Source organism: Actinomadura pelletieri DSM 43383 (genome assembly GCF_003634705.1).
Taxonomy (GTDB): domain Bacteria; phylum Actinomycetota; class Actinomycetes; order Streptosporangiales; family Streptosporangiaceae; genus Spirillospora; species Spirillospora pelletieri.
This window is the reverse complement of the sequence record NZ_RBWU01000010.1, coordinates 1-23,057: the sequence shown is the minus strand read 5'-3', so window position 1 is coordinate 23,057 and position 23,057 is coordinate 1. Positions and strand designations below refer to the sequence as shown.

Sequence of the window (23,057 nt, the reverse complement as noted above, 5' to 3'; positions counted from 1 at the left end):
CGACGCGACCGGCCGCACAGCACAAGTCATGCCCCGCCGACGACCGTCGGCGGGGCATGACTTTTCTCTTCGCCGCCGCGGGCGACCCCGGCGGGGTCAGGCGGAGACGGGACGGCGCCGCGCGGTGGTCTCGCGGGGGATGAGCCGGTGGCTCAGGACGGTGGTCTCGGCGGCGCCCGTGGCGGCCTCCGGGGGAGTGTCGATGATGTGGCGGGCCGCCATGGCGCCCATCTCGTACAGCGGGAGGCTGACCGTGGTCAGCCCCACGAACCGGGAGACCCGCAGGTCGTCGATGCCCGCGACCGAGATCTCGCCCGGGACGTCGATGTGCGCCTGCCGCAGCGCGCTCAGCGCGCCGACCGCGGCCTCGTCGTTGACCGCGACGACGGCGTCGGGCAGGGGCGGGTGCGCGATGAGCCGCATGGCGGCGGCGTGCCCGGCCTCGAAGTCGAAGCCGCCGGGGAGGCACCGCGCGCCGTCGGCGAGGTCGGCGTTCTCCATGCAGGCGAGGAAACCGTCGCGGCGCTGCTGGGTGGCCACCATGCCCTCCGGCCCCTCGATGAACGCGATCCGGCGGTGGCCCAGCGAGATCAGGTAGTCGGTGACGTCGTACGCGGCGGCCCGCGCGTCGGCGGCGATGACCCGGCACCCGATGTCGCGGGCGGTGAGCGACACGGCGTGGATGCCCTGCTCCTGCGCCTGGCGGACCGCCTTGGCGAGCTCCGGTTCACGCGGGTCGTCGACATAGCCGCTACCCGCGAAGATCAGCCCCGCGGCGCGGTAGTCGCGCATGGTCCGCACCCGGGTGATCTCCGTGGTGGTGCGGCGGTCGACGTTGCACAGCATGGTGACGTAGCCGGCGCGGCTGGCCACATCGTCCACCCCGCGGGCGATGACGGAGAAGTACGGGTTGACGATGTCGCTCACGAGCACACCCATGAGCCGGCTGCTGCGCGAGACCAGCGCGCGGGCGAGCGCGCTCGGCGAGTAGCCCAGCTCTTCGGCCACGGCGATGACCTTGGCGCGGGTCTTGGCGGAGATCGGGTGACTGGATCCGGTCAGCACCCGGGACGCGGTGGAGACCGACACCCCCGCCGCCTGGGCGACTTCTGCGAGTGAGCTCACGGCCACCCCCTCTAGGAGAACGTTTGCCTGATTATGGCATGGCCTACTGATGGCAGCAACGGATCCACGGCCCTCCAGAGCCAGTCATTCCGGGAACTTCCTTGACATTTCTGTGGTGCTCCTCACTATCATGCCGCGCAAGGCATACGTTTGCCTAGTCGATTACCTCGGGTTTCCCCAATGGATCCGGGGAGCGGCGCGATCTTGAAGGAGGAGGCTGTGGACGCCTGGACTCATCTCAGACGGTTCGCCGCGCTCGCGACCCTCGTCACCCTGGCCGCGTGCGGAGGAGGCGGCGGCGGGGGTGCGGCCGACACCAAGGGGAACGGAAAGCTCTCGTTCAAGGTGGCGGTCACCGAACCGGACATCACCACCGTCCCGATCCTCGCCGCGCTCGACGACCTTCGCGGGCAGGGGCACGACATCAAGGTCGTCGAACTGGCCGAGCCCGAACTGTCCATCGAGGGGCTGGCCAAGGGCGACTACGCCCTGTCGGCCGAGGCGACCAGCGCCGCCCTCCTCGCGGTGGAGCGCAAGGCCCCGATCAAGATCATCGCTGATGCCATCGGCAACCAGTGGGCGGTCTACGGCAAGCCCGGCATCTCCTCGTGCGACCAGCTCGACGGCAGCCCGTTCGGGATCTTCAGCGAGGGCGCGACCGCGACCGCGATGGTCAAGGAGTGGGTGAAGGCCAACTGCTCGTCGGGCAAGCAGCCCAAGTACCTGACGATCGGCGGCTCGGACGTGCGCGCCCAGGCCCTGGTCAGCGGCCGGATCAACGCGACCGCTCTGGAGGTCTCCGACGTGGTGGCGCTGGAGTCGAAGGGCGGCGAGTTCGCGAAGATCGCGGACTTCGCGGAGAGCCTGCCCGACCTGCGTCCGCAGACCGTCTACGCCAACAGCGGCTTCATCACCGAGCACAAGGACGTCACACAGGCCCTGGTGACCGCGCTGGTCCGCCAGCACGCGAAGATCAACGCCGATCCGCGGTACCTGGTGCGACTGGCCGGCAAGTACCTGCCGGAGGAGGACGGCGCCGACATGACGAAGGTCGCCGAGCGGTACGTCCAGGCGCGGCTGTTCGACGCCGCCGCCCTCACGGAGAAGAACGTCCAGGGCACCATCGAGTTCTTCGTCCGGGCCGGAGTGATCAAGAAGGGCATGAGCGCGAAGGACGCGGCCGACCTGACGTTCGTCCAGGCGGCCCGATGACGGCCACGACGACGTCCCGGCCACCGCGCCGGTCGAGGACGCGGAGCGGCCGCACCGGCCCGCGCCCGGCGCGGCGTCCGGGAGTCCTGCGGCGGGTCGCCGACCGGAACCTGCCGTACCAGGTGCTCACCTTCGTCGTCTTCGCGGCGGGCTGGGAGCTGTACGCCCGCAATCAGGGCGGCCTGCTCATCCCCGGTTTCACCGAGACCGTCGAGGCGACCGTCGAGATGCTCGGCAGCGCGGAGCTGTGGCGGGCGATGTACGTCAGCAACCAGGCGCTCGTCATCGGGTTCGCCGTCACCGTCGTCGCGGGCGTGCCGCTCGGCATCCTGCTCGGCAGGTTCCGCGGGCTGGAGCGGCTGGCGGACGTGTACCTCAACATCCTGCTGGTCACCCCGATGGCGGCGATCATCCCGCTGCTGGTGATGTCGGTGGGCTTCGGGCTCGCCTCGCGGGTCATCCTCGTCACGATCTTCTCGATCGTGATGGTGGTGGTGAACGCCCGCGCCGGGGTCCGGCAGGTGGATCCGTCGCTCATCGAGATGGCACGTTCCTTCGGGGCGGACGAACGTACCGTCTGGACGCGGGTCCTGCTGCCCGGCGCGCTGCCGGCGATCATGACGGGCATCCGGCTGGGCCTCGGCCGCGCGGTCACCGGCATGGTCATCGTCGAGCTGCTCATGGTCTCCGACGCGCTCGGCGGGCTGATCCTGGAGTACCGCGGCCTGTTCCAGGCGCCGCTCCTGTACGGCACCATCGTGATCATCCTGGCGGAGGCGCTGCTGCTGATCTCCATCGCGCGGTGGGCCGAACGCAGGCTGACCCGATGGGCCCAGACCACCACCGCTAGGAGCGTTCGATGATCGAAATCCGCGAACTGCGCAAGACCTATGTCGGCCAGGACGGCGGCCTCGTCGAGGCGCTGCACGACGTCGACCTCGACGTCCGTCCCAACGAGTTCCTCACCGTGCTCGGGCCGAGCGGTTGCGGGAAGACCACGCTGTTGAAGTGCATCGCGGGCCTCATCCCCTGGGACGACGGCGACATCCTCATCGACGGCACGCCGGTGCGCGGGCCGGGTCCCGACCGCAGCATGGTGTTCCAGAACTTCGCGCTGCTGCCATGGGCGACCGTGCTGGACAACGTGGCCTTCGGGCTGCGGATGCGCGGTGTCGGACGCGCCGAGCGCGAGGAGCGCGCCCGCGTCCTCATCAAGAAGGTGGGGCTGGCGGGTTTCGAGACCAAGCGGCCCGGTGAGCTGTCCGGCGGTATGCAGCAGCGCGTCGGGCTGGCCCGCGCCCTCGCCGTCCAGCCGCAGGTCCTGCTCATGGACGAGCCTTTCGGCGCCGTCGACGAGCAGACCCGCCGCCTGCTCCAGGAAGAGCTGCTGTCCATCTGGGAGGAGCACCGGCTGACCGTCGTCTTCATCACCCACAGCATGGAGGAGGCGGTGCTGCTCGGTGACCGCGTCGTCCTGATGAGCGCCCGCCCGGGGCAGATCGCCGAGATCGTGCCCGTTCCGTTGGAACGGCCTCGGTCCAGCGACGTGGGCGCATTGGAACGTTCCGGCCAGTATGTCGAGATCACCGCGTACCTATGGGACCGGCTGCGCGACATGCACGAGGAGCACCGTCCGGCGAAGGCGGCCGGATGAGCGCGCTCGCACAACGCCGCGGCCACACCGCCCGGGCGCGCGGTCGCCTGTCCTGGCGGAGCCTGCCCGCCGCCCCGGTCAGCCTGGGCCTCGCCGCGGCGGCCTGGGAACTGGTCGGGCAGGTGGCGAACGCGTCGTTCTTCCCGCCGCTGACCACGGTGCTGGGCCGGCTGGTCGACATGGCGTCCAGCGGGCTGATCTTCAGCAGCCTGCGCGACAGCCTGATCAACCTGCTGCTGGGCTTCGCGATCTCGCTCTTCGGCGGGCTGGCCATCGGGGTCGCCATGGGCCGCTACCGCAAGGTCGAGGCCGCCCTCGGCGTGTACGTCTACGCGCTGCTCACCGCGCCGTCCCTGGTCTTCGCGCCGATCTTCTTCTCGCTGCTCGGCGAGGGACGCGGCTCGATCGTCGCCGTCGTCGTCATGTACTCGATGTTCGTCATGATCATCAACACGGCCTCGGCGATCCAGGGCGTGCCGGCGCATCTGCCGGAGATGGCACGTTCCTACGGGGCGGGCGAGGGACAGGTGCTGCTGCGCGTCCTGCTGCCCGCCGCCGCACCCATGATCATGGCCGGTGTACGGCTCGGCGTCGGACGGGCCGTCACCGGAATGATCAACGGCGAGATGTTCATCGCCGTCGTCGGCCTGGGCCGGGTCGTGACCCAGGCGGGCGGGCGTTTCGACAGCGCGAGCGTCCTGGCGGTCCTCCTGGTGATCATCGCCGTCGCGCTGGGCGCGGTGGCCCTGGTCCAGGCCGTCGACCGCAGGATCACCCGCTGGGTGCCGAAGACCGCACGAGGAGAACGATGAAGATCGACGCCTACAGCCATATCCTGCCCGCGCCGTACTTCGCGCGGATGCGGGAGCTCGCCGACCCGGCAGCGTTCAAACGCTGGCTGGAACTGCCCGCGCTGCACGACCTGGACGAGCGGTTGCGGATCATGGACGAGTTCGGCGAGGGCTACCAGCAGATCCTCACGCTGTCCTCACCGCCGATCGAGCTGCTCGCCGGTCCGGACGAGTCCCCGGCGCTGGCGCGGCTCGCCAACGACTCGATGCGCGAGCTGTGCGAGAAGCATCCCGACCGGTTCCCGGCCTTCGTCGCGTCCCTGCCGATGAACGACCCGGACGCCGCGCTCGTGGAGCTGGAGTTCGCGATCGACGAGCTCGGCGCCCGAGGCGTGCAGGTGTTCACCAACGTGAACGGGCGGCCGCTGGACGATCCGGCGTTCGCCGCCGTGTTCGCGGAGATGGCCGCCCGGGACCTGCCCGTCTGGATGCATCCGGCCCGCACCCCCGCGTTCGCCGACTACGCCACCGAGGACTCCTCCCAGTTCGAGATCTGGTGGGCCTTCGGCTGGCCGTACGAGACGAGCGCCGCCATGGCCCGGCTCGTGTTCTCCGGCCTGTTCGAACGGCATCCCGACCTCAAGATCATCACCCATCACATGGGCGCGATGATCCCGTACCTGGAGGGCAGGATCGGGATCGGCTGGGGGCCCCAGCTCGGCAGCCGGACGTCCGGCGCGGCCTACGAGCGGCTGCGGAACGCGCCGCGGCAGCCGCTCGACCACTTCCGGAAGTTCTATGCCGACACCTCGCTGTCCGGCTCCGACATCGGAACCCGGTGCGGCCTGGAGTTCTTCGGCGCGGACCATGTCGTGTTCGGCACCGACTGCCCGTTCGACCCGGAGGGAGGCCCGCTCTACATCCGGGAGACGATCCGCGTCCTCGACGCCCTCGACATCGCCGAGGACGCGCGGGACAGGATCTACCACGGCAACATCCGCGAGATGATGCGGCTCTCCGACGGGTGACCTCGTCGACGCGGGTGTTCGTCGAGAACGACGTGCCGCCGTCCCGGGACGTCCCGGGACGGCGGCACGTTCCTTCGCCATGGGCGGACACCAACGGTAAGCGGTTTCACTTCTGGTCATCGGCGAGGTATGCAGGTGGAGAGGACTCGCGTCGAGGGGGCGAGTTGTAAGCGCTTACGGATTCCGCCACGATAATGCGGACCGTACCCGGGAGGAAGCGACACCCATGGCCGACCGCAACCTGGTCCGACTGCAGGACGTCGCCGCGCACGCGGGCGTCTCGATCGCCACGGCGTCGCGGATGCTCAGCGACCCCGACTACGGCGGACGGGCCGGGCTCCGCGAGCGGGTGCTCGCCGCGGCGGCCGAGCTGGGGTACCGGGCGAACCCGCACGCCCGCGCCCTCGCCACCTCGTCGTCCAGCAGCGTCGGACTCGTCGTCCACGACGTCCGCGACAGCTACTTCGCCCTGCTCAGCGGCGGGGTCATGTCGGTGGCCGAGCGCGAGGACCTGCTGGTCAACATGGTGTGCACCTACCGCGACCCGGCGCGCGAGCTCGAATACGTCAAGCTGCTCGTCCACCAGCGGGTCCGGGCGCTCATCCTCACCGGCAGCGCGTTCCGCGACACCGCGCACAACGCCGCCATGCGCGCCGAGCTGCGCGCCTACCAGGAGTCCGGCGGATCGGTCGTCTCGGTGACCCGTGGCCGGGACGTCGGCCACCTCGTCCAGATCGACAACGCCGCGGCCATGCGCGAGCTGGCCGCCGCGATGGTGAAACTCGGGCACACCTCGTTCGGCGTGATCGCGGGCCCGCTGCGGCTGCTCACCGTCCGCGACCGCCTGCAGGGGCTGAAACAGGGCCTGAAGGACCACGGCATCGTGCTGCGCCGCGACGACATCGTCTACCCCGACCTGTCCCGCGAGGGCGGACAGTCCGCCGCGCAGTCGCTGATGAGCCGCCGGAACCCGCCGCGCTGCGTGATGGCCGTCGCCGACGTCCTGGCGCTCGGCGCGATGTCGTGGCTGCGCTCCGCCGGGATCGTCGTCCCGGACGAGGTGTCGGTGACCGGGTTCGGCGGCCTGCCCGCGGCGATCGACGCGGTGCCGTCCCTGACCACGGTGGAGATCCCCCTGGAGCGGGTGGGGGAGACGGCGATGGACCTGGCGCTGCGTCCCGCGTCCCCCCGGCACGTGGTGGAGATCGAGGGCACCCTCGCCCTCCGCGAGAGCGCCGCCCCACCCGCCTGAGGCGGGCCTCCCGCCGCGTCCGGGGCGGGGCGGGCATGCCGATACGCCCGGCGAGCGACGCTGCTCACCGGGCGCACCGGCCGTTCTCAGGGCAGGACGTGGTGCGGGAAGCCCGCGACGACGGCCGCGAGAACGTCGTCGGGGTCCCGTGCCCACACCTTCTCGTTGAAGATCTCGACCTCGATCGGTCCCGTGAACCCGGCGGCGTCGACGGCCCGGGTGATCGCGGGGATGTCGATCGCGCCGTCGCCGGGCAGCCCGCGCCCGAACGTCGGGTGCGGCTGCGGCACCAGCCAGTCGCACACCTGGTAGCCGATGATCCGGTCGCCCGCGCGGGCCAGCGCAGCGTCGAGCCCGGGATCCCACCACACGTTGTAGGTGTCCACCGCGAGCCCGACGTGCGCGGGGTCGAACCGCTCGACGATGTCGAGCGACTGGTCGAGGGTCACCGTGACCGACCGTTCGGCGCACATCATCGGGTGCAGCGGCTCGACCGCGAGCCGGACGCCCGCCGCCGCCGCGTACGGCACCAGCTCGGCGATCCCCTCCACGACGGCCGCACGCGACCGGGGCAGGCTCAGGTCATCATGGACGCCCCCGCTCACCATGTAGAGCACGTCCCCACCGATCGCCGCCGTCAGGTCCACGGCACGGCGGTTGGCGTCGTGGTCGAGCCCCCCGCCGTCCGGGTTCTTGCCGGTGAAGAACCCGGCCCGGCACATGCTGGACACCCGCACGCCATGGTCGCGCAACAGCGCCGCCGCCCGCTCCAAGCCGTACTCCTCGACGGGACCGACCCAGGCGCCGATCCAGCCGATCCCGTGCCGCGCGAGCCCGCGCACGGTCTCCTCGAAGGACCATGCCTTCACCGTGATCTGGTTGATGGCGAGCCGTTCGACGCTCACGTTCCGCTCCTCGCTGACGTGCCGCTCCCCGCGACCACGGTGTCCCTTCCGTCGATGCCCGCGGTCGCGAGCACGGCGCGCATGCGGGCGACCGCGAGGTCGACGTCCTCGATGAGGCCCGCCCGGTCGGCGAGCCGGAACAGGCGCGCGAGATGGCCGACCGACCGGGCCCCCTGGTGCCCGCCGAGCATGACGAAGTGCGACTGGAGACCGCGCAGGTAGGCCAGGAACACGATGCCGGTCTTGTAGTGGTACGTCGGCGCCTCGAAGATCGCCCGGGACAGCGGCACGGTCGGCGCCAGCACGCGGTCGAAGCCCGCCGCGTCGCCCCCGTCCAGCAGGGCGAAGGCCTCGGCCGCCAGCGGCGCGATCGCGTCGAAGATCCCCAGCAGGGCGTCGCTGTGCCCCTGCTCGTCGCCCCTGATCAGCTCGGGGTAGTTGAAGTCGTCCCCGGTGAACATCGTCGTCCCGGCGGGAAGCCTGCGGCGCAGGGCGACCTCCCGCCCGGCGTCGAGCAGGGAGATCTTGATGCCGTCGACCGACCTCGCGTTCTCCGTGATCAGCCGGACGACGGTGTCGGCGGCCGTGTCGAGGTCGGCGGTGCCCCAGTAGCCCGCCAGCCGCGGGTCGAACATGTCGCCGAGCCAGTGCAGGATCGCGGGCCGGGTCAGCGAGCCGAGGACCGTCCCGTACACCGACAGGTAGTCGTCGGCCGAACGCGCCGTGCGGCACAGCGCCCGGCTGGCCATCAGCACCACCTGGCCGCCCGCGTCCTCGATCCACCGGCACTGGCGCAGGTAGGAGCGTTCGATCTCGGCGAGGGTGACGGGCCGGTCCTCCGGGAGGTCGTCGGTGCCCGCGCCGCACGCGATGGCGGCGCCGCGTTCCACCGCCTCCCCGCAGGACCGCTCGATCAGCTCCCGGACGAGCCCGTGCGGCAGTCCCATGCCGCGTTGCGCGGTGTCCATCGCCTCCGCGACGCCCAGCCCGAGGTCCCACAGGTGGTGCCGGAACCTCAGTGTCGCGTCCCAGTCGACGGCCGGGTCGAGCGCCGGGTCGACGGTGGCGAGCGGGTCGGCCACGACGTGCGCGGCCGCGTACGCCCGGCGGGTGCGCGGCGCGTCCCGGCGACTCGGCAGCGGGCGCGGGGCGCCGCGCAACGTGTACTTCTCCAGCGTGGTGCCGGAGGGCAGCAGCAGCGAGGTCACGCCGACCCGACCGTCAGCTCGGGCACGTCGACCCAGCGGCGCTCGCGCGCGGACCGCAACGCCAGCTCGGCGAGCTGGACGCCCTTGGCGCCCTCCAGCAGGTCCCAGCCGAACGGCGCGTCCTCGACCACGTGCCGCAGGAACATCTCCCACTGGACGCGGAACGCGTTCTCGAACTCCTCGTTGTCGGGCACCCGCAGCCATCCCGCCCGGAAGTCGATCGGGTTCGGGATGTCGGGGTTCCACACCGGCATGGGCGTGTTGGCCCGGGACTGCGCCCGGCACTCGCGCAGCCCGGCGATCGCGCTGCCGTGCGTGCCGTCGAGCTGCCACTCGCCGATCTCGTCGCGGTAGGGGCGGGTGGCCCAGGACGTCGTGAACTGGGCGGTGACGCCGTTCTCCAGTTCGAACAGGCCGTAGGCGGCGTCCTCGGCGGTGGAGTCGTAGGGGCGGTGGTCTTCGTCCCAGCGCTTCGGGATGTGGATGGCGCTGTGGCACAGGACCGACTTGATCGGCGAGACGACGTTGTCGATCAGGTACCGCCAGTGCGGATACATGTCGAGGATGAGGCCGCCGCCGTCCTCGCTGCGGTAGTTCCACGACGGACGGTTGAGGTGCTGCCAGTCGCCCTCGAACACCCAGTAGCCGAAGTTCAGCCGGAAGCTCAGCATGGTGCCGAAGAAGCCGCCGTCGATGAGCCTCTTTAGCTTGCGGATGCCGGGCAGGAACAGCTTGTCCTGGACGACGCCGTGCTTGACCCCGGCCGCGTCGGCGAGCCGTGCGAGTTCGAGGGCCTCGTCGAGCGACACGGCCGTCGGCTTCTCGCAGAAGATGTGCTTGCCCGCCGCGATGGCCTTGCGCACCGCCTCGGCCCGCAGTTGCGTCGTCTGCGCGTCGAAGTAGATCGTGTCGTCCTCGTTGGCGAGGGCCCCGTCGAGGTCGGTCGTCCAGCGGTCGACGCCGTAGCGCCGGGCGAGGTCCTCCAGCTTCGCGGGGTTGCGTCCGACGAGGATGGGGTCGAGGACGAGCCTGCGGCCGTCCTTGAGGGCGAGCCCGCCCTGGTTCCGGATCGCCACGATCGAACGGTCGAGGTGCTGGCGCGTCCCCATCCGTCCGGTGACGCCGTTCATGATGATGCCGATGCGCACCTGATCCATGAGTACCTCCCTGGATTTCTGTAAGCGCTTTCTATTTCATGGAATTCAGGACTGTCAAGGTGCGGTGGCCGAGGAGACCCGCGGCGGCGCCGCCCAGAACGTCGCCGCGCTGGGCGTGCGACAGGCCGGGAGCCGTCGCCACCGCCGCGACCGCCTCGGGGTCGCCGGTGGGGAACGGATGGTCGCTGCCGAGCAGCACGTGGTCGCTCCCGGCGAACTCGACGAGCCACGCCAGCGACGTCGCCGAATGGGTGAGCGAGTCGTAGTAGAGCCGCCGCAGGGCCGTGCTCGGCGGCACGCGGTCATCGGACCAGTCGGGCCGGAGCCGGGCGATCGCGTCGAGCCTTCCGGCCTGGTAGGGCAGGAACCCGCCCCCGTGGACGACGCACAACCGCAGGTCGGGGAAGCGGTCGAAGACGCCCGTGAGGATCATCGCGGCGACTGCCGCGGTCGACTGCGCCGGATTGTCCACGATGTCGCCGAGCCGGTCGGTGCGCAGGTCCGCCGGGGACGCCGCCCGCCAGGGATGCAGCAGCACCAGCGCGCCCGTGTCCGACGCGGCCTTCCAGAGTGGATCCCAGCGCGCGTCGTCCAGCCGGGGACCGGGCCCGCCCACGGCCAGTTCTCCACCGGCGAACCCGGGCCGGGCCGCCGCCCGCCTGAGCCGGACCGCCGCCGACTCCGGGTCGTGCCGGTCGAGGAGGACCAGCGCGACCAGCCGGTCGGGGCGCGTCGCCACGACCGCGGCCATGGCCTCGTCCAGGACGTTCAGGAACGCGGTGGCCGCGGCCGGGTCGAGTTCGTCCGGGCTCAGCTCCAGCCACGGCGAGACGACCTGGACGTCCACACCGGTCCGGTCCATCTCCGCGATGCGCGACCGCACGTCGGTGAGGGCCTCCGGGACGGGCGGCGTCAACCGCGCCCCGAACCGGATGCGCAGGTCGTCGGTGAGGTCAGGTGGTTTCAGTTCGGCCAGCAGGGCCGCCGGGACGGCGTGCGCGTGGACGTCGACGACGCGTCCGCCGCCCGCGGCCGGATGGGGGCTTGAAGTGGTCATCACGCTGTGAGATGGTAACGGAAAATTGAAAGCGCTTACAGAGAATGAGGTGGGGCATGTCGGAGCGAAACGGGTCGGGCCCGCTGTACGGCCGGGTGGTGGCGGTGACCGGCGGCGGCCGGGGCCTCGGCCGATCGATCGCGCTGGCCGCCGCGGCCGCCGGAGCCGATGTCGCGATCGCCTACCGGGACAGCGAGGCCGGGGCGAAGAACGTCGCCGACGAGGCCCGCGCCCTCGGCGTCGACGCGGACGTCCACCGCTGCGACGTCACCGACCGCGACCAGGTGTTCGGTTTCGTCGCGGCGGTGCAGCGACGGTTCGGCCGGATCGACGGCCTGGTCAACAACGCGGGCATCATGCCCGAGACACCGTTCCTGGACGTGACCCCCGAGGAATGGGATCGGGTCATCGCCACCGACCTCACCGCGGCGTTCCACGCGAGCCAGGCGGTGCTGCCCGGGATGCTGGAACGCGGGTCGGGCTCCATCGTGAACATCGCGTCCCGCCTCGGCCTGGTCGGCTGGCCGGGCGTCGCGCACTACGCCAGCGCCAAGGCCGGGCTGATCGCGCTCGCCAAGTCGATCTCCCGCGAGTTCGGGCAGCGCGGCATCCGCGCGAACTGCGTGGCGCCCGGTGTCACCAACACCGACATGGGCCGGACCGTGATGGAGGGCGAGGTCGGTCGCAAACGCATGGCCGAGCTGCCGCTGGGCCGGTTCGGTGAGCCCGAGGAGGTCGCCGACTGCGTCGTCTTCCTGCTGTCGGACGCGTCCGCGCTCCTCATCGGCCAGACCCTCAACCCCAACAGCGGAGGGCTGATGCCATGAGCCCCGCCATCGGAACCGTCGACGACGCGCTCGCCCTCGTCCGCGACGGCGACGCCGTCTGGGTCGGCGGCTCGGGCGCCGGACACGGCGTGCCACAGGCGTTCATCGACGCGCTCGCGGAACGGTTCCGCGCCACCGGCCACCCGCGCGACCTCACCACCGTCCGTGTCGTCGGCGTCGGCGACTTCGCCGACAAGGGGTTCTCCCAGCTGGGACTACCCGGCCTCGCCCGCCGGACGATCGGCAGCAACATCGGCAACGAACCCCGGCTCGGCGCCCTGGTCGCCGACGGCGCGCTGGAGGCGTACTCGCTTCCGCAGGGCGTCCTGTCGGCCCTGTGCCGCGACATGGCCGCCGGACGTCCCGGCCACCTCACCCACGTCGGCCTCGGCACCTATGTCGATCCGCGGCAGACGGGCGGCAAGCAGAACGCCCGCACCACCGAGGATCTGGTCGAGGTGGTCGAACTGGCCGGACGGGAGTGGCTGCTGTACCGCGCCCTACCCATCGACGTCGTCGTCCTGCGGGCCACCACGGCCGACGAGGACGGCAATCTCACGTTCGAACACGAACCGATCCTCGGCGACACCCTCGCGCTGGCGATGGCCGCCCACAACAACGGCGGCAAGGTCGTCGTCCAGGTCGAACGGCTCGCGGCACGGCGTTCGCTGCGCCCGGCGGACGTCCGCGTCCCCGGCGCCCTGGTCGACCTCGTCTACGTGGACGCCGCGCAACGCCAGACCTACGCGACCGCGCACTCCCCGTACTACTCGGGCGAACTGCGCGCCCCCTCCGCAGGCGTCGCCGCCTCGCCCCTGGACGTCCGAAAGGTCATCGCGCGCCGATCGCTCATGGAGTTCCGCCGCGGCGACATCTGCAACCTCGGCTTCGGCATCTCGCAGCAGATCGGCTCCGTCGCCGCCGAGGAGGGCGTCTCGGATGCGCTGACCCTCACCGTCGAGCAGGGCGTCTTCGGCGGTGTCCCGGCGTTCGGCGGCGACGGCGGCGCCGGATACGACTACCAGGCCCGCCTGGAACAGCCGTCGATGTTCGACTTCTACGACGGCGGTGGACTCGACATCGCCAGCCTGTCGTTCGCGCAGGTCGACCGGTACGGGAACGTCAACGTCCACGCGTTCGACGACCGTCCACGCGGCCCCGGCGGCTTCATCAACATCAGCACGAAGACCAAACGCCTCTGCTTCGTCGGCACCTTCACCGCGGGCGACCTCCGAGTCGCCGTCGAGGACGGAAAGCTCACCATCCTCACCGAGGGCCGGCACCGCAAGTTCATCAACACGGTCAACGAGATCAGCTTCAACGGTCGCCTGGCGGCGGAGAGAGGACAGTCCGTCCGGTACATCACCGAACGCGCCGTGTTCGAGCTGACGCCCGCCGGGCTCGCGCTGATCGAGGTTGCCCCCGGCATCGACGTGGAGAAGGACGTCCTGGCCCACATGGACATCGAACCCGCCGTTCCCGTCCAGCCCGCCCTGATGGACCCGCGACTGTTCACCGCCGCGCCGATGGGCCTGGCCGCCGACCTCACCGAGAAGGGCACCGCCCCATGACCGACCTCGTCCACGTCGTCACCGGGCCGTGCACGGAAATCGTCCTGGACAACCCGCCCCTGAACGTCGTGTCCCGCGAACTGACCCGACAACTCCGCGCCGCGCTCCACACGGTCGCCCGCGACCCCGAGGTCCGGGCGGTCGTCGTGCACGGCGCCGGAGGCAAGGCCTTCTGCGCCGGTTCCGACATCGCCGAGTTCCGTGACCTGCACGGCCGGGTCGCCGAGGACAAGCTGCTCCTGGAACGGCTGGTCTACCGCCAGCTCGCCACGCTCCCGGTGCCGACCGTCGCCGCGATCGAGGGCCACGCCCTGGGCGGCGGCCTCGAACTGGCCCTGTGCTGCGACTTCCGGATCGCGACCCACCGGTCCAAGCTGGGCATGCCGGAACTGAAACTAGGCGTGACACCGGGCAGCGGCGGAACCCAACGGCTGCCGCGGATCATCGGCCTCGCCCGCGCCAAGGAGATGATCCTGCTCGGCGAGCCGATCGACGCCGCCCACGCCCTCGCCATCGGCCTGGTCACCCGCGTCGCCGATGCCGGACAAGCCGTCAACGCCGCCCGCGAGATGGCCGAAACACTCGCCTCCCGCGGACCCGTAGCGATGCGCGTCGCGAAGAAACTCCTCGACCTCTCCACCGACACGGCCCTCGAGGACGGCCTGGCCCACGAACTCGACGGCTCGGAGACGGTCTTCGCGACCGACGACATGTTGGAGGGCGCGGCGGCCTTCCTCGCCAAACGCCAGGCCCGTTTCACCGGCCGATGACCCCGAACGGCAAGGAGAAGACCATGCGCACGGTCGCCCTCTTCGGCAGCCCCCTGCGACGCCGCCACTCCGCGGTCATGCACAACGCCGCGTTCGCCGCCGCAGGCGTGGACGCCCGCTACGAACTCCGCGAAGTCGATGAGCAGGGCCTCACCGAACAGGTCGCCGAGGCCCGCCGCGACAACTGGATGGGCTTCCAGATCACCGCCCCGTACAAACTCCGCATCATGGACCTGCTCGACGAGATCGAACCCGACGCCCGCGCGATCGGCGCGGTCAACAGCGTCGCCGCCGAAAGCGACCGCCTGATCGGCTTCAACACCGACGTCATCGGCTTCATGACCGGCGTCCGGTCTTGCCTCGGCGGCGACGTGAAGGGACGCTCCGTGGTCGTCGCGGGCTCAGGCGGCGTAGGCCACGCCGCGGTATACGGCCTGGCCACCGCAGGCGCCGGAACCCTCACCGTCCTGGACCTGGACGCCGCCATGCCACGCCGCCTCGCCGACGACCTCGGCGACGCGGCCACGATCGAACCCCTCGCCTTCGACGACCCCCGCACCCATGACCGACTCGCGAAGGCCGACCTGTTCGTCAACGCGACGTCCGTCGGCATGCTCTCCCCGGGACCCGTCATCGACGTCGACGTCCTCGACCCGTCCGCGGCCGTGTTCGACGTCGTGTACATCCCGGCGGAGACCGAACTGGTCCGCCGGGCCCGGGCCCGCGGAATGCGGGCGTCGAACGGCGATGGGATGCTGGTCGCGCAGGCCGCCGCCGCATGGTGCCGGTGGACGGGCCTGCCCGATCCGACCGAGACCATGCGGCGGGCCGTCGCCCCGCTGCTCGCGGAGGGAGACGCCCGACCGTGACCCTACGGGTGGTGCTCGCACCCGACTCGTTCAAGTCGACCCTCTCGGCGGCCCGTGCCGCCGCCGCGATGGCCGACGGTTTCCGCCGCGTCCGCCCCGACGTGACGACCGAACTCCTACCCCAGGCCGACGGCGGCGAGGGCACACTCGACACGGTGCTGGCCGCCCGCCCGGACGCGACCGTCCGAAAGACCACGGTGACCCTGCCGCACGGCCCGCACGAGGCCCGCTGGCTCATGCTCGCCGACGGCACGGCGGTGGTGGAACTCGCCGAATGCTGCGGCCTGCCCCTCCTCGGCACCCACGACCCGGGCGGCGCCGACAGCGCCCCGCTCGGCACCGTCCTCCGCGCGGCCCGACAGCAGGCCCGGCGCATCGTCGTCGGCCTGGGCGGCTCCGCCTCCACCGACGGCGGCGCCGGCTGCCTCCGCGAACTAGGCCTCCGGACCACCGACCACCACGGCCACGACCTCCCACCCGGCGGCACCGCCCTGGCGCACGTGACCAACGTCGACACCACGAACCTGCTACCACCCCCACCCGACGGCGTCCTGGTCCTCTGCGACGTAGACGCCCCCCTCTACGGCCCCCACGGCGCAGCAACCGTCTTCGCCCCACAAAAAGGCGCAACCCCCGCCCTGATAAAGGTCCTGGACAACGCCCTCCGCCAATGGGCGAAAGTACTAGGCGGCACCCCCGACACCCCAGGCGCAGGCGCAGCAGGCGGCATCGCCTACGGCCTCTCCTCCTGCTGGAACGCGAAAACGGAATCCGGCGCCCGCTACCTCACCAATCTGACCGGCCTCCCAACCCGCATCGCCGGCGCCACACTGGTCGTCACGGGAGAGGGCCGCCACGACGCACAGTCCTACACAGGCAAGGTCACCGGCCACATCATCCACCTGGCAGAACGCCACGGCGTCCCCGCCGCAGTAATCGCCGGAAGCGTGACAACGGAACACCCCGGCGTAACAATGCTCAGCCTCACCGACCTGGCAGGCTCACCCCAGGCCGCAATGAAATCCCCAGAACACCACCTCCGCCAAGCCGCCGAACACCTCGCCGCCACCCTCTCCACCCCTTGACAACCACAACCCCCACAGCCGCCCGAGGCCTCCCTCCATCCAACCCAGGCACCACTCGAGGACAGGCTCTGAATCAACCAGCCAGGACGCGATGCCACGTCCATCCAGCTCCCGAGAAGGGGCTGAACACCGACTTCGAGACTCCACCCGAAGTCAGCAGCGGACTGGACACCTGTCCCGCTGAAACGACGAGTCTGCCTACCGCGGTTGCGATATCTGGGTCACTCGGCGCTGAGAGAAGCGAGCGAAGCCCGGCTTGCCCAGGACGACGAGGAGCTCGGCGGACAGGGCTGATGTCACCCTCCATCGCCCGCAGGTACATCTAGGGCATCTTCTACCCGACAAGCTGTCCGATTCGACGGCCAACGGCGTTCCGTCGTCGACGCTCACGTACTTCCAGGGGATGAAGTTCGGGCGGCACCCACTCTTCGAGAAGCTCAGATGGAGCCCGCCCCGGCGATCGAAGACGATCAGCTTGGATATCGGGGTAGCGCGCGGGATCTCCGTAGGCGACACGTTGGCGTCCAGACGCTCTCCGCAGGTGCCGGTTCATCACCCACACATTCAAGGACGACGGGCGGGCGCGGAACGTGTGCCCGTCGGAGGTCCCCCAGGCCGTCCACCCGAAACTCGGCATGGAGTACGGCCTGGGGGGGTGACGCGTCGGCCTCCACATCTCTGGGAGGCATGCACTTCACGCGTAGGCGTCGGCGTTCCTCGTAGCGCTTCCCGGAGTGGCTTCTTCCTACACCTGCTCTTGGTCGGCGGCCGCCCATTCATTGGCGAGAACGGCGGAGTCCTTGATGAACTCCTCCAGTTCCGCATCGTTGAGTTTCGCTTCCTGAACGAGAGCCATGAGCAGGTACATTTCGGCGCGCACCACGCTCATCGTGTCCACGCCGAACGGTGGGCGCTCGCCCAAGCTCTCATCGCCTAGGGCGAAGCGAAGAAGGCTCTCAGCAACGCGAGGGTTCAACTCGCGTGCATGCTCCTCAAGGCTGAGGCGATGATCGGCGACGTATCGAATCAACTGTGGAACGCTGTAGAGCGGCGAGAATTTCTTTTTCGTCGCCTTGGTGAATGCGGCGTAGAGCAGAAGCGAGAATCCGAGGTCCGTTTCATCCTTCGCTAGATTCTCATGTCGCTTCAGCCAAACCTCGGGACCTTCGACCAGAAACGTGCGCAGAGCTGTCACGTGCAGGTCGCTGACTGTGGTGGGAGCTTTGTCTGTCATGCCGAGATCCGATCGGGGGGGTGTTTGTATCAGTCCAGGTGTTCGTCCGCTTCAGCGCGCGCCTTGGACAGGAAGGTCTCAAGCTCGGAGTCGCTGAGATCGGCTTCGCCGATCAGTGCTGCGAGCAGGAGCACCTGAGTCTGCATCAGCGTGTCGCTGTCGATTTCGGTGGGTATCGATCCCTTGCCCAGTGCATGCGCGAGCACTTGCTCGGCTACAGTCGGGTCGAGTTGTTCCGCGGCGATGGGGTTGATTTCTCGCTTCGTGGCAACGAAGTCGATGATGTCACGATCATCGGCAGCCTTGCCGTTGACGACGAAGTGCCGATCGACGGCTTCGAAGAACGCTGCGGTGATCAGAGTTGTGTAACTTGTCTGAGATTCCGGAGAAGTTATCTCATCCAAGCGTTGCACATACTCATCCGTGTCTCCGGAGAGTTGCGCACGCAAGGTAGCGACTTGTTCGTCAGTTACCTTCATTCATGCTCCGCCTCTCTATGCTTGATCTTGTCCACTGTTCTCATGATCGCACCGATAGCCGCTGTCGCTACTATGGCGGCGCCGAGTACCACGTCTGTGGGATTCGCGGCCGCATTTGTCGTGGGAGAGTGTGCGGAACCGGTGTCGGTCTTAACTTCCGCCTTCCCGGTCGGCGGTGACTTATCTAGGTAGTGTTTTGCACCTTCCGTTGCCTTCTTTACACCGTCCATCCCAGCCTGTAGCCGTTCAAGCGGCTCCCAGCGGCTCCGTCGGCGTTCCTCGAGTTCAGCGTCCCGGTCTGCCGGGTCATCCTCCGGTGGGCGGAGTTCGCCGCGTCCAGGTGTTCCATCGCGTGGGAGCTCGGGAAGCCGCCGATAATCGCTGGCCTCGTTGGTGGTGGTTGGTGTCTCGGGTTGGGTCTCGGCATTCCTATCACGAGGCTCGACCTGGGTGCCCGATGTTCTGTCGTCGATGCGGTAGACGGGTGTGGACCACCGAGTTCCGCCGTCGTTCGTTCTCGGTGGCCAGTCTGGAGGCAGCGCGGGCGCGTCGGGCTGTGCGGCGGCGTCGGACGTGCCGGGCTGGTTTCCGGCGGGCCGCGGATCTCCGGGGGCCCGGACCTGTTCGTCCGCTACCTCCTGGCCTTCTTGACCAGGTGACATGTCCGGGGACTGCGGGGCCCGCTCGGCCTCACCGGTCTCCTGGTCGGCATCGCGATCGGCGGTGTTGGACGAGCGTTCCCCGTCTCGGGGGAGCGGCGACTGGCTGTCGGCTACGCCATCTTGGGTCTGGCCGGTTTCGTCGAGTGGGCGCTGGGTGTCCTGGGTGTGGGGTTCCTCGTCCAGGACGTCGGGTTGCTCGGCGTCTTCGGTTTCAACCTGTGCGTCTGTGTCTTCCGAGGAGCGCTCAGCTTCACCGGCTTCGGCCTCGGACCCCTCCGTGGCCTCGATGGGTTCCCGCGTCTCACCCGGGATGTCGAGTTGCTCAGCCTCGTCGGTTTCCGCGTTCTCGTCGTAGCCGGCGGTGTTAGACGAGCGTTCCTCGCGCCGGGGGAGTGGAGGGCGGTCGTGCTCAGATAGATCCTCAGTTTCGGCTTCGCCGTCTCGGGTCTGGCCGGTTTCGTCCGATGAGTCGGCAGCAAGCCGGTCGGTGTCCCGGGTGTCGGGCTCTTCGCCCAGGGTGTCGGATTGCTTGGGCTGCTCGGTCTGTGGGTCTGTTTCTTCCGGGTCGCGCTCGGCCTCATCGGTTCCGGCGTCGGGTTCTTGTGCGGTGTCGGCGGGTTCCCGCGTCTCGTCGTTGTCCTCCGGTTCGGCCGGGGTGTCTTGTGTCTGGTCTTCGGTCGAGGGGTTGTCCTCGACGGGCCTCTCACGCTGTTCGGTTTCGCGGGCCGCAGCGATTTGGGCGGCTCTGGCATGTTGCTCTTCGCGGGCGCGGCGGAGGCTTTCGAGGCGGGAGGGTTGGCCGGGGGCGCCGGGGTTGTCCGGTTGTGGTGCGGAGGGCCGCTCGTGGGTGTTGGGGGAGTCGGTGGTGTCGGTACGGGTGTCCGTTCCGCTGGTGCGCTCGAGGCCCACGCCTGGTGCCCTTTCCGCCGGTGGTCGGAGTCCGCATGGACGATCAGCCGGATAACGGACGGTTCGCCCGTTTTCCCTACGGTCGGATGGGAGGTGGCGCGGGGTTGACCCTCCATGCGTCGCGTCCATGTAAGCGTGCATGTGGTCCTTTCGCACGTGCGAGATTTGTGCGCAGCGAACTTGGCTGACGACTCGGCGGAATGACTGTGTGCTCTGCCAGCTCTTCGGTTCTGCTATGTGTGAGAGGGAGACGTTGTCGTCGTACAGACGGGAGAACCCAACGAATGCGGGAGCCGAGAGAAGCGCCGGAACGCCCCATGCTGGGCGGACGCTGTGAGGTCCGGGGGCGTCCTACTACATCCCCGAAGGTGTGCCCACTCTGTCTATCGCGTGTGCGGCAGTGGCCGAGGAGGTTGATTGACCCAGCAACGTGACTACGGCATTTCGGGTGACGACCTCAAGAACTGGCGTCCCCAGAGCCTAATGGATATGGAAGGCAAGCACTTATGGCTGGCCGGTGAACCAGGTAGCTGTGCGGCGGTGGTTGATGCCTGGCCGGGGCCCGCGGTGGCCGCTTCGGCATCGCCGCCGAACGCCGCCGCGCGGGCCCGGATGGCAGCGGTCGCTGGTTGCGCGCGCGGCGTTCGGACGGGCGCGCAGGCGGGAGCGGCGACGGTCCGGGCCCGTCCGCGGGCCGGTCGACTGGCGGGAGTGGACGACTTGTGCACGTGTCTACAGCGGCTCCGCACTACAGGAGGTTGCGTTCGATCTGAGTGGACCGCCGCTCATCGGTGCGTCGTGAACGTTACCGGTTCGCTTGACGGGTGGAGCGACGGCATAGGCAGGTCGACCTAGCCTTCGAGCAGAGGCTTGCCGAGACGGAGACGCCTGGAGTCCTAGCAACGCGACGGCATCTCGGCGACGAACTCAGAAACCGGTTTCCTAAGACACCTAGGCGCGACAGCTGGAGGAGGGATGATGCCCGGTCGGCCCAGGTGAAGCAGCGGCGGGGGATGGTGGCCCGGCTCGCGGGCAAGGCCTTGCCGACGCGTACGCGATATTCCTGAGATCAGGCGAAGGGAGGACGACACTTTGGACGACGAATGCGAAGACTGGCGTCCCAAGAAGCCTTGATGGGCGGGTGGGAGGAGAGATTCTGCCTGGTTGCCCAGTGAGACTGGCTTACAGCCGCCGCAGACTTGTGCACGTCTCCAGTGGTTCCACGCCATAGACGTACACGGTCGTCTAAATGGGCCGTCGCTCATCGGTGTGTCATGAGCGCAACCGGAGGTCCGACGAGCGTGAAAGCGGCATGGAAGGTCGATCTGACCTGCGGAGGTGCAGTCCTATCAATGCGTATGCGATGTACCTGGCGCTCAGTAACACAAGGGCGTGATCTCGGTCGCGATCTCAAGAATCGGCGCTTCAGGAGGCTAGGGGAGGAAAAAGGAAAGCTTTCGGTCGTCCGAGAGACTCTAGAGCCGCTGCAGTGAATTTGACTTACAGCGGCTCTGCTGAAGCAGTGTAGTGGTCGGTCTGATCGGACCACCGAATCAAGCGTGCGTGTAAATGTAACGTATTCCATTCTGCTGGGCCAGCTCAAGAGACCAGACTTCTGCTATGGAGTGCGGAGTCGTGCACTCCTACTGTTGCGTCAGGGAAGTGAACTACCCCAACGCCTCCCAGTGGCTCGCTGTGATGGGACTTGCGCCAGTGGTCGTACTGCGTTTTCATCCTAGTCTTTACGCTTCCGATCGCAGAGCCTAGGCGAGTGCAGTTGTGTCTTCAGGAGAATGACCGGATCGCTGTGAGGAGCGCAGCCCATTCCGTCCGGGTGAACTCCAGAATTGGCCCTTCGTTACGAAGGGTAGAGTCGCGAACACCTACGGTTGCGGCAAGTGATCGTCCTGCCTCGACGCAGTTCGCTCCTGGCTGGCTATGGCTGGATACTCGCCACGCTGTGAACTTCTCGTTCATCCGCCTGTCCTACCTGATAGTCGGTCGGCGGCCTCGGTCAGACACTTGAGGCTGCCCTCAGAGGATAGAACAACCTCGCCGAGAAGTTCGTACCTCTTTGCGTGCTGCTCGACCTCACGGGTTCCGGTGTAAGGCAGGTCGGTTAGGGATGTCTCGATCATGACCATAGGTGGGTCGTTTGAGTTCGGAAAGGTGTAGAGCGAGAAGGCGGCCTCGGGGATGGCGACGCCTTCGACATTCGCGTCGACTGGGAGCACCCGTACGCCGAGTTTTGGAACAGATGCCATGAGCTTGATGAGGTGGCGTATCTGAGCTGCCAAGACATCAGCGGGTACGCTGACTCTTCTGAGGACTACTTCATCGAGGATGACGGTGTATGCCGGACCCTCTGGATGTAGGACGGCCTCCTGTCGACGCTGTCGCGCCTTGGTCATCTTCTTGAAGTCGAGGCCCCGGAGCTTGTCTCCTCGCCAGAGTTCCGCTAGGGCGGAGCTGTACTCGGCAGTTTGCAGTAGCCCAGGGATCATGGTGCCGTTGTACTCGCGGATGGTGTCAGCTCCAGACTCGATGTCTGCGTAGAGCCGCTGACGGGGGCCCATGCTTTCGCCGTAGGCGTCCCACCACCCCTTCTTGGAGGCAGCAGTGGCGAGGCGGACCAACCTCATGCACTCATCATCGGATAGCCCGAGAGCATCGAGAACCCTTAGGACGTCACCGACATCGGGGCGACCGGAGGCGTTCTCGAGACGGCTGATCTTTGTGCGTGAGTAGTGGATGCGTTTGGCTAGCTCTTCCGCCATCAGCCCGCGGTCTTCGCGGAGAGCGCGAAGTTCAGCCGCAAGCCGTAGACGCTTTACGTACGGGCTACCCATGTCAACCCCCGAGGAGCTGGAGCGTGTTCGTCTAGCTACCCTGTGTACACCACCGTTGAGATCTCGCGCGGCGATTTAGACGGGTTTCCTGGTCGAAAACGGTTACACTTTTATATCGAACAGGATCGTATATGGCCGCACAATTTCTTACGCTTCGACGGTCTTCGCTGAGCACGCTAGCTCGGCGTCCGATCACCAGGGGTTGGTGGCAGCGTGCATCTGAAGTGGTGACTGACATGGTGCGGTCGACGACCCTTGGCGGCGTACAGGCTCTTGAGGTCCAGGTGGCGGGAGTGGCCGAACGGAGACCCGGTGTCGGTGAACCGCATCCAGTACCAGTACAGAAACATCCAGTCGTAGCCGAGTGGGTAGGCCACCAGTACTGGCGACGCTTCCGCGGTAGAGGCCACCTT

General features: G+C 68.6%; 21 protein-coding genes and 1 pseudogene. 11 read left to right on the top strand and 11 right to left on the bottom strand.

The features are described from left to right. Positions 1-96: 96 nt before the first annotated feature. Positions 97-1,125: a LacI family DNA-binding transcriptional regulator gene (locus BZB76_RS33685; RefSeq protein ID WP_121438547.1), complete on the bottom strand. Its 1,029-nt coding sequence runs from the start codon at positions 1,123-1,125 to the stop codon at positions 97-99. A 219-nt stretch (positions 1,126-1,344) separates the two neighbouring features. Here BZB76_RS33685 and BZB76_RS33680 point away from each other — a divergent pair, with 219 nt between their 5' ends. From BZB76_RS33680 to BZB76_RS33655, 6 genes are all read left to right on the top strand, one after another. Then, positions 1,345-2,337, top strand: coding sequence for an ABC transporter substrate-binding protein (locus BZB76_RS33680; protein WP_211343334.1), 993 nt, complete (start codon positions 1,345-1,347; stop codon positions 2,335-2,337). Continuing rightward, positions 2,334-3,200: an ABC transporter permease gene (locus tag BZB76_RS33675; protein WP_121438504.1), complete on the top strand. Its 867-nt coding sequence runs from the start codon at positions 2,334-2,336 to the stop codon at positions 3,198-3,200. The genes BZB76_RS33680 and BZB76_RS33675 overlap by 4 nt, the downstream gene beginning before the upstream one ends. Further along, positions 3,197-3,991: an ABC transporter ATP-binding protein gene (locus tag BZB76_RS33670; protein WP_121438503.1), complete on the top strand. Its 795-nt coding sequence runs from the start codon at positions 3,197-3,199 to the stop codon at positions 3,989-3,991. Before BZB76_RS33675 ends, BZB76_RS33670 begins: the two co-directional genes overlap by 4 nt. After that, entirely contained in the window at positions 3,988-4,803 is an 816-nt protein-coding gene (locus tag BZB76_RS33665) for an ABC transporter permease (protein WP_121438502.1), read from the top strand. The genes BZB76_RS33670 and BZB76_RS33665 overlap by 4 nt, the downstream gene beginning before the upstream one ends. Beyond that, positions 4,800-5,810, top strand: a complete 1,011-nt coding sequence (locus BZB76_RS33660) for an amidohydrolase family protein (RefSeq protein ID WP_121438501.1) — start codon at positions 4,800-4,802, stop codon at positions 5,808-5,810. Before BZB76_RS33665 ends, BZB76_RS33660 begins: the two co-directional genes overlap by 4 nt. Before the next feature lie 226 nt (positions 5,811-6,036). Beyond that, positions 6,037-7,062, top strand: a complete 1,026-nt coding sequence (locus BZB76_RS33655; RefSeq protein WP_121438500.1) for a LacI family DNA-binding transcriptional regulator — start codon at positions 6,037-6,039, stop codon at positions 7,060-7,062. Between the two features lie 86 nt (positions 7,063-7,148). On the opposite strand, the gene BZB76_RS33650 is transcribed toward BZB76_RS33655, so the two are convergent. The 4 genes from BZB76_RS33650 to BZB76_RS33635 are packed head-to-tail and all read right to left on the bottom strand — an operon-like array spanning position 7,149 to position 11,389. Next, complete coding sequence (locus tag BZB76_RS33650; RefSeq protein ID WP_121438499.1) at positions 7,149-7,967, bottom strand: sugar phosphate isomerase/epimerase family protein; 819 nt, start codon at positions 7,965-7,967, stop codon at positions 7,149-7,151. Continuing rightward, positions 7,964-9,175 carry a dihydrodipicolinate synthase family protein gene (locus tag BZB76_RS33645; RefSeq protein ID WP_121438498.1) on the bottom strand — a complete coding sequence of 404 codons (1,212 nt, stop codon included), beginning with the start codon at positions 9,173-9,175 and terminating at the stop codon, positions 7,964-7,966. The genes BZB76_RS33650 and BZB76_RS33645 overlap by 4 nt, the downstream gene beginning before the upstream one ends. Further along, positions 9,172-10,332 carry a Gfo/Idh/MocA family protein gene (locus tag BZB76_RS33640; RefSeq protein WP_121438497.1) on the bottom strand — a complete coding sequence of 387 codons (1,161 nt, stop codon included), beginning with the start codon at positions 10,330-10,332 and terminating at the stop codon, positions 9,172-9,174. Before BZB76_RS33640 ends, BZB76_RS33645 begins: the two co-directional genes overlap by 4 nt. Positions 10,333-10,363: 31 nt before the next feature. Continuing rightward, entirely contained in the window at positions 10,364-11,389 is a 1,026-nt protein-coding gene (locus BZB76_RS33635) for an amidohydrolase family protein (protein WP_121438496.1), read from the bottom strand. 56 nt (positions 11,390-11,445) lie between these two features. Between BZB76_RS33635 and BZB76_RS33630 the strand changes: the two genes are divergently transcribed. The 5 genes from BZB76_RS33630 to BZB76_RS33610 are packed head-to-tail and all read left to right on the top strand — an operon-like array spanning position 11,446 to position 16,511. After that, positions 11,446-12,216: an SDR family NAD(P)-dependent oxidoreductase gene (locus tag BZB76_RS33630; protein ID WP_170180890.1), complete on the top strand. Its 771-nt coding sequence runs from the start codon at positions 11,446-11,448 to the stop codon at positions 12,214-12,216. Further along, positions 12,213-13,787 (top strand): acyl CoA:acetate/3-ketoacid CoA transferase, encoded by a 1,575-nt coding sequence (locus BZB76_RS33625; RefSeq protein WP_121438494.1) that lies wholly within the window; start codon positions 12,213-12,215, stop codon positions 13,785-13,787. Before BZB76_RS33630 ends, BZB76_RS33625 begins: the two co-directional genes overlap by 4 nt. Beyond that, entirely contained in the window at positions 13,784-14,557 is a 774-nt protein-coding gene (locus tag BZB76_RS33620; RefSeq protein ID WP_121438493.1) for an enoyl-CoA hydratase/isomerase family protein, read from the top strand. Before BZB76_RS33625 ends, BZB76_RS33620 begins: the two co-directional genes overlap by 4 nt. 23 nt (positions 14,558-14,580) lie before the next feature. Then, positions 14,581-15,426: a shikimate dehydrogenase family protein gene (locus BZB76_RS33615; protein WP_170180889.1), complete on the top strand. Its 846-nt coding sequence runs from the start codon at positions 14,581-14,583 to the stop codon at positions 15,424-15,426. Then, positions 15,423-16,511 carry a glycerate kinase gene (locus tag BZB76_RS33610; RefSeq protein ID WP_211343333.1) on the top strand — a complete coding sequence of 363 codons (1,089 nt, stop codon included), beginning with the start codon at positions 15,423-15,425 and terminating at the stop codon, positions 16,509-16,511. Before BZB76_RS33615 ends, BZB76_RS33610 begins: the two co-directional genes overlap by 4 nt. Positions 16,512-17,256: 745 nt before the next feature. Here the strand turns inward: BZB76_RS33610 and BZB76_RS33605 are convergent. The 6 genes and pseudogenes from BZB76_RS33605 to BZB76_RS33575 form a co-directional block, all read right to left on the bottom strand. Then, positions 17,257-17,745 (bottom strand): hypothetical protein, encoded by a 489-nt coding sequence (locus BZB76_RS33605; protein ID WP_121438490.1) that lies wholly within the window; start codon positions 17,743-17,745, stop codon positions 17,257-17,259. Between the two features lie 29 nt (positions 17,746-17,774). Then, positions 17,775-18,224 carry a hypothetical protein gene (locus BZB76_RS33600; protein ID WP_121438489.1) on the bottom strand — a complete coding sequence of 150 codons (450 nt, stop codon included), beginning with the start codon at positions 18,222-18,224 and terminating at the stop codon, positions 17,775-17,777. Next, complete coding sequence (locus tag BZB76_RS34450; protein WP_147449652.1) at positions 18,221-19,795, bottom strand: midas domain-containing protein; 1,575 nt, start codon at positions 19,793-19,795, stop codon at positions 18,221-18,223. The genes BZB76_RS33600 and BZB76_RS34450 overlap by 4 nt, the downstream gene beginning before the upstream one ends. Positions 19,796-21,580: 1,785 nt before the next feature. Beyond that, complete coding sequence (locus BZB76_RS36810) at positions 21,581-21,772, bottom strand: DUF397 domain-containing protein (protein ID WP_121438486.1); 192 nt, start codon at positions 21,770-21,772, stop codon at positions 21,581-21,583. After that, on the bottom strand, positions 21,769-22,644 hold the full coding sequence (locus BZB76_RS33580) for a helix-turn-helix domain-containing protein (protein ID WP_121438485.1): 876 nt from the start codon (positions 22,642-22,644) through the stop codon (positions 21,769-21,771). Before BZB76_RS33580 ends, BZB76_RS36810 begins: the two co-directional genes overlap by 4 nt. Positions 22,645-22,820: 176 nt before the next feature. Next, positions 22,821-23,057: pseudogene (locus tag BZB76_RS33575) on the bottom strand (hypothetical protein); the annotation flags it as partial.